Source organism: Candidatus Desulfofervidus auxilii, from assembly GCF_001577525.1.
GTDB classification, from domain to species: Bacteria; Desulfobacterota; Desulfofervidia; order Desulfofervidales; family Desulfofervidaceae; genus Desulfofervidus; species Desulfofervidus auxilii.
This window is the reverse complement of the sequence record NZ_CP013015.1, coordinates 1,481,538-1,494,428: the sequence shown is the minus strand read 5'-3', so window position 1 is coordinate 1,494,428 and position 12,891 is coordinate 1,481,538. Positions and strand designations below refer to the sequence as shown.

At 35.7% G+C, this 12,891-nt stretch carries 9 protein-coding genes; 7 read left to right on the top strand and 2 right to left on the bottom strand.

Annotated features, from left to right (window positions below):
• Nucleotides 1-524 precede the first annotated feature (524 nt).
• A complete protein-coding gene (locus tag HS1_RS07510; protein WP_066063141.1) occupies nucleotides 525-2,525 on the bottom strand; it encodes a DNA translocase FtsK in 2,001 nt (666 codons plus the stop codon).
• A gap of 65 nt (nucleotides 2,526-2,590) precedes the next feature.
• On the opposite strand from HS1_RS07510, the gene HS1_RS07505 reads away from it, so the two are divergent.
• From HS1_RS07505 to HS1_RS07490, 4 genes are read left to right on the top strand one after another with little or no spacing between them, the layout of a single operon-like run.
• Nucleotides 2,591-4,609, top strand: coding sequence for a penicillin-binding protein 1A (locus tag HS1_RS07505; RefSeq protein WP_066063137.1), 2,019 nt, complete (start codon nucleotides 2,591-2,593; stop codon nucleotides 4,607-4,609).
• 43 nt (nucleotides 4,610-4,652) lie between these two features.
• Nucleotides 4,653-5,414, top strand: a complete 762-nt coding sequence (locus HS1_RS07500; RefSeq protein ID WP_066063134.1) for an MlaE family ABC transporter permease — start codon at nucleotides 4,653-4,655, stop codon at nucleotides 5,412-5,414.
• 12 nt (nucleotides 5,415-5,426) lie between these two features.
• Nucleotides 5,427-6,410, top strand: coding sequence for an MlaD family protein (locus tag HS1_RS07495; protein ID WP_066063132.1), 984 nt, complete (start codon nucleotides 5,427-5,429; stop codon nucleotides 6,408-6,410).
• Between the two features lie 2 nt (nucleotides 6,411-6,412).
• Nucleotides 6,413-7,762: a hypothetical protein gene (locus HS1_RS07490; protein ID WP_066063128.1), complete on the top strand. Its 1,350-nt coding sequence runs from the start codon at nucleotides 6,413-6,415 to the stop codon at nucleotides 7,760-7,762.
• 105 nt (nucleotides 7,763-7,867) lie between these two features.
• On the opposite strand, the gene HS1_RS07485 is transcribed toward HS1_RS07490, so the two are convergent.
• The gene (locus HS1_RS07485) at nucleotides 7,868-8,377 is read right to left on the bottom strand and encodes a hypothetical protein (protein WP_066063126.1); all 510 of its coding nucleotides are present in this window, start codon (nucleotides 8,375-8,377) and stop codon (nucleotides 7,868-7,870) included.
• A gap of 147 nt (nucleotides 8,378-8,524) precedes the next feature.
• On the opposite strand from HS1_RS07485, the gene HS1_RS07480 reads away from it, so the two are divergent.
• The 3 genes from HS1_RS07480 to HS1_RS07470 all read left to right on the top strand — a co-directional run bounded on the left by HS1_RS07480 (nucleotide 8,525) and on the right by HS1_RS07470 (nucleotide 12,891).
• On the top strand, nucleotides 8,525-8,938 hold the full coding sequence (locus HS1_RS07480) for a PaaI family thioesterase (protein ID WP_066063120.1): 414 nt from the start codon (nucleotides 8,525-8,527) through the stop codon (nucleotides 8,936-8,938).
• Between the two features lie 193 nt (nucleotides 8,939-9,131).
• Nucleotides 9,132-12,248, top strand: a complete 3,117-nt coding sequence (locus tag HS1_RS07475) for a UvrD-helicase domain-containing protein (RefSeq protein WP_066063117.1) — start codon at nucleotides 9,132-9,134, stop codon at nucleotides 12,246-12,248.
• A 55-nt stretch (nucleotides 12,249-12,303) separates the two neighbouring features.
• The gene (locus HS1_RS07470) at nucleotides 12,304-12,891 is read left to right on the top strand and encodes an SAM-dependent methyltransferase (RefSeq protein WP_066063114.1); all 588 of its coding nucleotides are present in this window, start codon (nucleotides 12,304-12,306) and stop codon (nucleotides 12,889-12,891) included.

Here is a 12,891-nt window from a genome sequence, read left to right as displayed (position 1 = left end):
GGAAATGGAGAAGGCTGCTTAAAAAATATTTCCATTTTTTACTTGACTTTTTAAATGGAAAGTTCAAACCTACAAAATACAGTTAAGAAAATAGAAAACGGAAAACAGAAATTCCCATTTCCCAATTTCCAATTCCCATTTACAACGTTCTAACGTGCAAACGTGTAAACGTGCTAACGTTCCAATTTAACAGAAGGCGATTTTGCATTTTTCAATTTGCATTCTGCATTGAGCCATTGCGCTTATCATTTGGATCTCCGTTAAAATTACTTTGACGAAGTCCTGGCGCACTTTCTCTTTTTCCTCCAATTTTGTTTTATCATTGTTCTTACCAGTGTGTTTTCACCTTTTAGGTGAATTGGAGTTTTTCGAAATTGCTTTATTATACCACACCTGCAGGGCTTCTTATAGGGCAAACGCGGATTTTGGGAACATTTAGATATAGATTAAAAACAGCTATAGAAATGGGCTCATAACCCAAAGGACGCAGGTTCAAATCCTGCCACCGCTACCAAAAATTAGAGTTATTCCTTCAATTCCTTTATCAATACTTGTCTAGGTCGCACACCATCAGAAGGACTGACTATACCTTCCTGTTCCATTCTTTCAATTAGCCTGGCAGCCCGATTGTAGCCTATGCGTAGATAACGTTGCACCATGGAAATGGAGGCCTTTCCGGTCTTCACTACTAGACGCACTGCCTCCTGATACTTTTCGTCATCATAACCACCGTTTAAGTCTGCTTGTCCTTTTTCCTTTTCAAAATCAAATCCAGGTAGATATTGAGGCTCGGCCTGAGACTTCCAAAAGTCTACTAACCTAACTACCTCTTCCTCTGATACATAAGCCCCATGAAGTCGCTTTAATCTGGCTGTGCCTGGAGGAAGAAAAAGCATATCTCCCATACCCAAAAGTTTTTCTGCTCCAATAGTATCTAAAATAGTTCTAGAATCCACTTTTGAAGAAACCTGAAAAGAAATGCGAGCAGGAAAATTGGCTTTAATGACACCTGTTAGCACATCTACTGATGGCCTTTGGGTGGCCAGAATTAGATGAACACCAGCGGCCCGAGCCATCTGAGCTAATCGAATTAAGGAAGTTTGCACTTCTTTAGAGGCAATAATCATCAAATCAGCTAGCTCATCTATAATAATTACTAAATAAGGTAATGGACGAAAGTGTTCCCTTTTTTCAGTGGAAAGACCTTTGACTTTCTCATTATATCCTTCAAGATTTCTTGCTCCCATTTCTGCTAATAGTTCGTATCTTTTTTCCATTTCCCAAACCGCCCACTTCAAAGCCTGATTAGCTTCTTCCATATCGGTAATTACCGGGTAGAGTAAGTGAGGAATACCATTATAATGAGAAAGCTCAATCCTTTTAGGGTCAACCAGAAGAAACTTTAATTCCTCTGGTGTGCATCGCATTAAAAAACCACAGATAATGCTATTCAGGCAAACACTCTTCCCTGTGCCTGTAGCCCCCGCAATCAACATATGAGGCATCTTAGTCAAATCTGCTACTGTTGGATTCCCAAAGATATCTTTACCCAGGGGCAAGATAAGTTTTTGTTTTGTTTTTTGAAAGGGAGGTGAAATAAGAATATCATGCAAATACACTATTTCCCTTTGGGCATTTGGGACTTCAATTCCTACCACAGACTTCCCTGGAATAGGAGCTACTACCCGAATACTTCCTACTTTTAGTTTAAGGGCTAAGTCATCAGCCAAAGAGGCAATCTGACTGATTTTTATACCTGGAGAAGGAGCAAACTCATATAAGGTAACCACTGGACCTGGATTAACTCGGGTCACTTCTCCATCAATACCAAAATCTTCTAAACTCTCTTTTAGTAATTGGGCCGTAGCCTGGTAATGGGCATTATTGGGATATTTATGGCGTAGGGTTTTATCACTACTAAATAAGTCTAAGCTAGGGAAATGCCAAATTCCACTTATTTGAGGAAATTTTTCTGTTTTAGCTTTTTTTACCTGAATTTTTGGTTCTGAGTAAGTAGATGGTTTGAGACTAAAGGCCGTTTTAAACCAACTATAGAACTTTATCCAGGGTTGTTTTAACCAAAAAAACAATTTGTCAAAGATATTACATATAAAATTTATCCCTTTTAATAAAATAAGCCCGGCAAAAATAAAGGACATTTCTATTAACCACACACCCCAGATAGGAAAACGTTTTATTAATAAATGGTGAAAAAATACGCCTATTTCACCACCAGAACTAAAGGCAAAATGGGAAATAGAAGAAAAGCCTAAGATTAATAATAGAAAAGCCAATAAAATAAAAACAGTTTTTTTAACCTCAAAATTTTTCCAAGATTGGATGCCTAAATAGATAAAAAGCAAAGGGAGAAAAAACAGGCTAAAGCCAAATATTTTTTTAAGTTTTAAAGCAAGCCATTGACTGATGGGCTTCAGGTAGGGGAGGTTAAAGACAGTGGCTGAAGCCACAAAGAGGGAAAAAATACCTATAAGGCAAGATACTATAGCAAAAATTTTTCGTTTCACTATGTTAACAAATAACATGCTTACAAAAACTTGTCAAAGGGTTTAGCTGTGCTATATTTGGGGTGATGCGGGTAATAAAATATCTCTTCATTTTTATTTGTCTGTGCCTATTGGGTGTTTTTATTTATGGAGGTTATATTTTCCTCAGCTTGCCTAATATTAAACATATTGAAGATTATCAACCACCTCTGGTCACGGTTGTTTATGCAGATGATGGACAAATATTAGGGGAGTTTTTTAGTGAACGACGCTATTTTACCACATTGGAGCAAATGCCTCATTATCTTATTAAGGCCTTCATTGCGGCTGAAGATGAGAGATTTTATGAACATAAAGGTCTTGATTGGCTGGGAATGTTACGGGCCTTGATAAAAGACATCAAGGCTGGAGCAATCATCCAGGGAGGGAGTACCATCACCCAACAGACAGTAAAGTCACTATTACTTTCTCCAAAACGCACTATTTCTCGTAAGATTAAAGAAGTTATATTGGCTTATCTTTTGGAAAAACATTTAACTAAAGAAGAAATTTTGACTATTTATCTTAATCAGATTTATTTTGGCCACGGGGCATATGGGGTAGAAGCTGCCTCTAGGGTGTATTTTGGAAAACATGTCAGTGAACTGAGTTTGGCAGAAGCTACTATGTTAGCTGGATTACCAAAAGGACCAAACTATTACTCACCTTACAGACACTTTCAAAGGGCTAAGAGAAGACAGCAATATGTGTTAAACAGAATGGTAAAATGCGGTTATCTCATCCCTGAAGAAGCAGAACAGGCTTTAAATACCCCTATTAATCTTCATAAATTAGAGTATAAAAAACCCTTTACCGCCTATTTTTTGGAATATCTCAGACAATATCTTTTAAAAAAATACGGTTATGATTTGACATATAAAGGAGGTCTTTCTGTTTATACCTCAGCCAATATTGCTATGCACACCATGGCTCAAGAAGCTTTATTGAAAGGTATTGAGGAAATTAAGGCCAGGCATAAAACCCAGAATGAATCTGAGGAAATGCAAGGAGCATTACTCTGTATAGAGACACAAACAGGTTTGATAAAGACCATGATTGGAGGAATGGACTTTAAAAAAAGCCAATTTAATCGTGCTACGCAAGCCTGCCGCCAACCTGGTTCTGCTTTTAAACCCATCGTTTATGCAGCAGCCTTAGATAAAGGCTATACCCCTGCCTCAATAGTGTATGATTATCCCATAATTTATGTGCAACCTGCCAGTTCGGCAGACAGGCATCAGGCAAAAAAAGGATTAAAGGTCTGGCGGCCCCATAATTATGAAAATCGTTTTTATGGGCAGATATCTCTACGGGAGGCATTAGTGCATTCCCGCAATGTGGCAACTATAAGATTATTAAATAACATTGGGATTCATTATGTTATTAACTATGCTCGTCGTTTGGGAATAACTTCGCCTTTAACTCCTGATCTTTCTTTAGGATTAGGAAGCAGCTGTGTGTCCCCATTAGAGCTTACTACCGCCTTCTCTGTGTTTGCCAATCAGGGACAATATATTAAGCCCACTCCAATTATAAAAATTTTAGATAGGCGAGGAAACGTATTGGAAGAGAACATCCCTCATCCTCAACCAGTAATCAATAGTGATACGGCTTATATTATCACTAATATTCTTGAAGATGTGATAAAAAGGGGCACAGGAAGAAAAGTGAAGGCCTTTGGAAGACCGGTGGCTGGTAAGACAGGCACCACTAATAACTACACCGACGCTTGGTTCATAGGCTATACCCCTTATTATATCACCGGGGTTTGGGTAGGTTATGATGATTTGAAAAGTTTGGGAAAACGGGAAACAGGTGGTCAGGCAGCGGCTCCTATTTGGCTTTATTTTATGCAAAAAGTAGAAAAAGACTTGCCTAGCAGACCCTTCCCTATTCCACCAAGCGTAGTATTCGCCAAAATAGACCCTCACACAGGCACTTTAGCTAGTCCTGAGGACCCTGATGCCAAATTAGAGTGTTTTAAAAGAGGTTATTTTTCCTTAAGCTTATTTCCTGAGAAAGAAAGGGATTTCACAGAAACCATATATAAAACAAGAAATTTTTAATATTACTACTTGAAAAAAAATGGCAGTTTCTTAGAATAAAATTATGTTAAAAACATTTATCATTGAACTAGGTCAAGTAACCATCTTTTTTATAAAGGCCTTAAAAGCCATATTTACACCCCCTTTTAGATGGAAATTAATCTTTCAAGAGTTAGAATTTGTAGGAATTAAATCCTTCACAGTAATTTGTGTAGTGGGAATGTTTACTGGGATGGTGGTAGCTTTGGGTAGTTATGTAGGATTTGTGAAATTAGGAGCAGAAGAGTGGTTGGGTTCAACGGTGGCCCTGGCAGTAGTAGCTCAGTTGGCACCAGTACTTACAGGCATTATGGTAGCTGCTAAGGTAGGAGCAGCCTATGCAGCCGAAATAGGCACCATGCGAGTAACAGAGCAAATAGATGCCTTAGAACTAATGGCCATTGACCCTATTCATTATCTAGTAGGCCGCCGTCTTTTGGCCTGTATTATTATGTTGCCTATTCTGACTATTTTTTGTGATGTCTCTGGAGTATTTATGGGTTATATAGCCTCAGTGAAAATGCTGGGGGTCAATGCTGGAAGCTATATGGCAAATACTGTCCAAACCGTTGATTTTTCTGATATTCTTAGGGGTATATTGAGGGCCATGACCTTTGGTTTCCTTATCCCAGTGATTGCCTGTTATAAAGGTTTTTATGCCAAAGGGGGAGCAGCTGGTGTAGGTAATGCAGTAACAGAAACAGTGGTGATTTGTTTGATTGTGATACTTATAGATAACTATATATTTACTACCATTTTTAATTATTTGATATTTTGGAGTTTTTAAGGAGGATAAAAGATGAAAACCACAGGTTTGGCCTTTAAAGTGGGAATTTTTGTGCTATTAGGATTAATAGCCTTGGGTTATATGACTATCAAAATTACCAAATATAAAAAATTGCTGGTCATGAAGGGATATGAAATTTATACTGTCTTTGACGATGTAGCAGGATTAAAAAGAAATAATAGTGTTTTAATGGCTGGAGTGGGGATTGGCAGGGTTAAGGAGATTTCCTTGGAAAATGGAAAGGCCAAAGTAACTGCCTTAATTAAACCTCATGTAAAAATTACCAAAGATGCTCAGGTAAGGATACGGGGTTATGGTATGGTAGGGACAAAATATTTAGAAATTGTCCAAGGGACGTCTAAAGAATTTATTAAGCCAAAAGAGACCCTTACCAATACAACTTCTGTGGCCAATGTGGACTCTATTTTAAATGAAATAGAGGATTATTTAAAGACAGAAAAGGAAAGCCTAAAAGAAATTACAGAAAATATAAAAGAAGCCTCAGCTAATTTAGCAGACATTTCTCAAGATATAAATAGGGGAAAAGGAAGTTTGGGCAAATTGGTCAAAGAAGATAAACTTTATAAGGACTTAGAGAACCTTTCAGACAGGTTGGATAATATCGTGGCTAAAATAGAAAGGGGAGAAGGCACATTGGGAAAGCTGGTTAATGATGAGGAGTTTTATCAAAAGGCAGAAAATACAATAGATGATTTGAGTGATTTAGTGGCTGATATCAAGGCAGGAAAGGGTACTATAGGGAAATTATGGAAGGACGAAAGCCTTTATGACCAAGCCAATGATACTATTAACAGGATAAACAATATTATAACCAAGGTAGAAAAAGGTGAGGGGACACTAGGGAAATTTATTAATGACGAAACCCTTTACCAGGAAGCCAGAGAAACATTACGTAATGTTAGAGAAACATCTGCTACGGTGAGGGAACAAACTCCACTCAGTGTAATAGGCACTGCCGTGGGTATTGCTAAATAATAATGAGATACCTCTTTTTATGCATCCTGGTGCTTTTACCACTTCAGGCATCTTCTGAAATCTCTCAATCTCCTTTACTCAATTATTATGTTTCAGAAGAGACAAAATCCATTGAGGCCGTAGGTCCTTTTTTTTCATACCAAAAAGGGCCTGAGTTCAAAACTTTTGCCTTCCGTCCTTTTTTTTCTTATGAAAAGACACCACAGGGCCTTTCCTGGGATATTCTTTATCCTTTGATAAGATACAGGAGAGATAATTGGGGAAAAAGATTCCAACTCCTTCCCTTGATAAATCAAGAAGAAAGACACCAAGGAGAAAGCTATAAAGAATATTTCCCTGTATTTTGGGGAAAGACTAAAACTGGTGAAAAGTATGGGGGTATCTTTCCTATTTATGGGAAATATAAACAACGCTTTGATAGAGATGAAATTAAATTTGTTTTATGGCCCTTTTATATCAGTTCTAAAAAGGCAGATTCACACACATATCGTTTTTTGTGGCCCTTTTTCAGCTACCATAAAGGTGCAGGAAGAAAAGGATTCAAATTTTTGCCCCTTTTTGGTTATGACCGTAAACAGGGAGAATTTTCCAAGTATTTTTTCTTATGGCCTATTTTTCTCTATCAAAAAACAAAATTAAATACCTCAGAACCACATACCTATTTTTCTGTCTTCCCCTTTTATATCTCTGATAAGTCTCCTGTTAGTTATTCCTATACTTTTTTATGGCCATTTTTTAGAGTCCACCATTATAAAGAGTATCGTCACTATGATTTTCCTTGGCCCATACTTGGATGGTCAAAAGGGAAAGATTATTATGCCTTTAGGTTTCTACCCTTTTATATCCATGAAAAAGATAAAGAAAAGGAGAGCACTTATTGGCTTTACCCGCTTTACAAACACCAAATAGAGCAGGGTAAAAAAGAAACTATTGTGACAGATTTTTTTCTGGTTTTTGACCGCTATGAAAGGCGATATGATAAGACAGGTAACCAGACTTTAAAGCTAGCCCGATTTTGGCCTTTTTATTATTATAAGGCAGAAAATAATCATATAAAAGCCTATTTTCCTGCTATTTTACCCATTGAACACCCTGGTTTTGAAAGAAACATAGCACCTATTTTAAGAATTTATTATCATGAAAGAAATGCTCAGAAGAGCTATACTAATTGGTTTTGGGGATTATATACCCATAAGAAGAATAAAGAGAGAGAAACATATCACTTATTTCCCTTATTTAACTATGAAAAAAAAGAGGAAGAAAAAAAGCTTTCTTTCCTGGCTGGTATTTTGCAAATACGGAGTTTAGAACAAAAAAAATATATAAAGATTTTCTATTTTTTGAAATTATAGCTCACTTTTCATTTCCCTTTGCTATACCTTCAAAATATGTTTCGTTTTTCTCAATTTAGGGCAATTTCAGACAAAAACCAGGAAAGTTGGGTTAAATGCATCTGATTAATGTATATACTTTGAGATTTGATAGGCAAAATCTGAAAATGGGTCTTTTCCTTTAAGGCCTTTAAAAAATGTTTTTCTCATATAATCTAGGGCCCCAGAATAAAGCTCAAAATCCTTAGCCAACTCCCAAAAAAGAAAGGATTTATTAAAATCAAAAACAGAAAAATATGCCTTTCTACCTTCTTCTAAATAAAACCCTAAGAAACCCCGTCTCTCTACATATTCCCTGAATATACCACTCATAAAGAGTGTATAATCACCAATATGCTTTTTTATTTCTCTTTCTCTGTAAGATATAGAGGCTTCAAGCAACATATCAACTATAGTGGTGAGTTTTTCACCTTGAGCATCTCTGATTTTGTATAAACTATCTGTCCTGGCAAACTCAGTAAGAACCTCTGCTATATAGTATGTAATCTCAGGTGCTGTAATGCCCAAGTCATAAAAACTACTTCTAACAGCCTGCTGAAAAAACCTATAAAGTTTTTTCAACTCTTTCACTGCCATATTAAAAATATATCACATGATATTCACATTTACAAGATTTCCCAAGAGGTAGTAGTGTGAAATAAAAAGTGTCCAAATTTGCAATGTAATATTCAATTTTATGAGAATTTTGATAAAATTGCATAAGAATTTGAAAGGCTTTTAAGAATGCAAGATATTCTGGAAGAAATTCACAGGTGGTACGGCAAAGACGAATTTAAAAAGCTTTTAGGAATGAAAAATATCCAAGTAAAAGAAAACGGTATTTTAATGTTTTTACCTTATAAAAAAGAGCTAACAAATCCCCATGGGATTATCCATGGTGGGGCTATTGCATCGTTAGCAGATACAGCAATGGCTGTAATTATTACCATAAATTATGGTCTTTGTTATACAAAATCGTTTAAAATAGAGTTTCATACCCCAGCACAAGAAAATTTATATGTCAATGCCCATATTGTTAAGAAAAAGATGGGATTTTGTATAGCTGAAGCTGAAGTTAAAAATAAAAAGAATCAATTGGTTGCAAAAGCAATTGGGAAATATTTTGTAAAAGCACATCACAAAATCCGCAATTTTTAATAGCTTTGCATTTTAATGCTGCTGAACCCCACCATACACCTCACGCAAAATATCCTTAAGGTTAACTTCACTAACCTAATTTATAAAAAAAGTAGAGTTGGTTGAAAGGAATAAATGTCTTAATATGGAAACTTTAACATTTATTTTCTTCTTTACAAATTCACAGTTTATTTATATTAAATAATAACCCATCATGGATTCAGAAATTTATGACCCCCATTTTCATATTGCCTTAGAGGCCAGTGCAGGCACAGGAAAAACTTATAATCTCACTTTAAGATTGCTCCATTTATTGCTTGGGCAAATATCATCCTCTATTACCAATCCTGAAGAATTAAGAAAGGTTTTTCAAGAAATTGTGGCCCTTACTTTTACCAATAAGGCAGCCCAGGAAATGAAGGAGAGATTATTAAAATGGCTCAAAGATTGCATCACCCTTGGAAAGAACTCCAAAAACAGTGATATAGTTAATATCTTACCTCCTCAGATTGAACCCAAACAATTACAAAAAAAGGCCCTGGTGATTTATCAGGCCTTGTTAAATGATTTTTCAGCCTTAGAGATTGGCACCTTAGATAGTTTTTTTTCTAGTATTATCCGCCTTTTTCCCTTTGAAACAGGTGTTGGTCTGGATGTAGAAATTGCTGATGAAGCCAAAGAAAAAATTATGTTTGAAGAGGCATTAGATAGACTTTTCACTGAAATTAATGAAGATAAAAATTTAAAAAAAGGCATTTTAGAAATATACCGTCTAGGGTTGGCTAGAAGGGATTACAATGTTCGTGCCTGGCTAAAAGATTTTTTTTCTACTTGTCTTATTCACCACCAGGAAATAGAAGAAACCTATTTTGAAAATTTATCCTTAGATTTATCAGACTTGAAAGAAACAGAAAGGGTATTTGCTGCCATTGAATGCTTTATTAAAACCCTTACTCCCCACTTAAAACACAAGGGTGCACAGCAGGAGATAGAAAAACTAAAACAGGCTAAAGAAAGAAAAAATATTAAAGAAATTTTTAAAATAAACTTCTTATCAAAATCCTCTCTTAATGACCATGGATACTTTAAAAATCTTCCACCTGATTGTGAATCTAGCTTTGAAAAACTAAGGCAAACCATTATGGAATATGTAGAACAAGGGAATAAATGGCAAGTAGGGCTTTTGCTCCGTCTCTATCACCGTTTTTATCATTGTTTTGAGACTATTAAAAAGCGTGAAAATTGTATCACCTTTTCGGATTTGGCAGGTCTCACTTATAACTTATTAGTCAAAGACGGACTTCTGGCTAGAAACAAAGAATTCTTTTATTATCGTTTAGATAAACGGGTAAAACATCTATTATTAGACGAATTTCAAGATACTAGTGTTGTTCAATGGCAAGTTTTAGAGCCTTTGGTGAATGAACTAATAGCAGGCATTGGAACTAGAGATACCGCAGGTTCTTTTTTTTATGTAGGGGACAAAAAACAGGCTATTTATAGATTTCGTGGAGGAGAGGTAGGTTTATTTGACTATGTGAAAAGGCGTTTTTCAGGCTGGATAACAGAAAAAACCCTTCCCATAAACTTCCGTAGCGCAGCAGGCCTTATAAACTTTGTCAATATAGTGTTTAAGGATTTAGCTGAAAATGAGAAATTTCCTTTTTATCCTCAAAAACCCTCAGAGGAAAACCAGGATTCACCCTTTTATATTGAACTTTCCCTATTGTCTCCAGACGATGACCAGCATAGTTATTTAGGGGAGTTCATCTCAAAAAAAATTCAGCAATTAAAGAGAGCTGGTCTATCTTATAAAGACATCGCTATTTTAGTCCGCAAAAGCAGCACTACAGATAAATTCCTTCCTATTTTAAAGGCAAAAAATATTCCCTGTGGCACAGAAACTCAGGTGCAATTGGTTTTGGCCCCGGCTGCACGAACAGTATTAGCCCTTTTACATTTTTTAGATGACCCTCAACAAGAAATTGAGTTATTCACATTCCTTAAGGCTATCAACCTTTCTCCTAAAGAAATACACCGTCTTGCTTTAAGCAAAAGGCCGTTATTATCTGCCTTGCCTGCAGCTATAGAAGAAAAGGTCAAACAAATTTGGCAAAAGGTAGATTTGGTGCCCTTACCTCAGTTATTAAAAGAAATTTATGAGATATTTAACCTTTTTAGTATCTATCCCGATAGAGAAAACTTATTGGCACTTTTAGATATCGCTTATGAATTTGAAAAAAACAATATTAGGAGCCTACGGGAATTTTTAAATTATGTTAATGAAAAAAAAGAGTATTTATCCCAAGCAAAGGAGGCTATGGCGGATGCAGTTCAAGTCATGACTATACATAAGGCCAAGGGATTGGAGTTTGAAGCTGTTATCTTACCAGAAATGGGCTATGACTGTTTAAAAAATAAGGACAAACTCATCTTTAAATATAGCCCTGAGAGCATGAAACTTGAAGGTATTTATATTAAACCCGATAAGAATGAAGCAGCACTTAGCCCTACTTTAAAAGAAGTAAAGGCATATGCTGAAGAAACACACTTAAGAGATGAGCTAAATCTTTTTTATGTGGCCTCAACCCGTGCCAAGTCTATCTTGATGATGATAGGTCAACCCAGCAAAAATTACCGATTACCCAGAAACTGTTGGCTAAATTATGTAGTTAGGGCCTTAAGAAAAAAATTAGATTTAAATACCCTAAAAAACATCTCAGAAATATGTTTGGAAAGAGAGGGAGAAATTTTGCCACGAACAAAACCCCCTCAAAAACCTTCTTATTATTTTCAATCTACTTTTGAAATAAGCCATTTACAACGGCCATTTAAAACAGAAACCCCTGAGCTTATAGTATTAAATCATCCTCAATTAGAACAGGTTTTTGGAGAAGCCTTTCATTATGTGATGTCATGGCTAAGAAGCAAAAAAGACAATGTGAAAAAAGCCATAGATAGAGCAAGAGAAAAATATGGCCTTTATCTAACGAAAACAGACTTCGAAGATATAGAAAATAGGGCTTTAAGGGTGCTTAATTGTCCTGATTTACAACCTTATTTTTTCTCAAAGAATAAGGTATTAACCGAGTGTCCCCTTTTGTTTATCCAGGATAAAATTCAATCCTATAGACCAGACAGGGTAGTTCTTTTAAAAGATAAAATAGTAGTTCTTGATTACAAGACCCAGTTAAATCCTGAAAGAGAACAGGAATATATCCAGCAAGTTAGACAATATCAAACTATTCTGAGAAAAATCTTCCCTAACTATCATTGTGAAGCCTATTTAGTATATGTTTTAAAGAATAAGATATATGTTGAACAAGTTTGAAGATTAATATCCATAACTGTTTGTCAAATTTTTAAAGATATGGTAGAAATTAAATGTGATTTATGCGGCAAAGGATGCCTTTTTTAAAAAGGCAAAAAAAGAAGGTTATGTAGCCCGCTCTGTCTATAAATTACAAGAAATGGATAAACGCTATCACCTTTTTAAAAAAGGCAACAAAGTTTTAGATTTAGGTGCTTCTCCGGGCTCATGGTTGCAATATATTGCCAAAGTAGTGGAGAAAAAGGGATTAGTTTTAGGTATTGATATTAATCCTTTAAAATGGGTAACGTTACCTTCACATGTTCGTTTTTGGCAAAGAGATGTATTAAAATGGGAGCAGGAGGAGGCTAGAGTATTAGCCCCTTTTTTTGATGTAGTAGTAAGTGATTTGGCTCCTTTGACTACAGGTAATAAGGATGGCGATGCCTATCGTTCGTTTAAATTAGCAGAAAGGGCGTTGAACATTGCTCATGACCTCCTTAAACCAGGTGGTCATTTTGTATGTAAGTTATTTGAGGGAAAAGAAACCAAAGGATTTTTGATAGAATGTAAAAAGATTTTTTCTTTTGTTAAACTGTTTAAACCAGAAAGTTCACGTCCTAAGAGTAGAGAGGTTTTTTTAATTGGTTTAAAAAAGAAATAG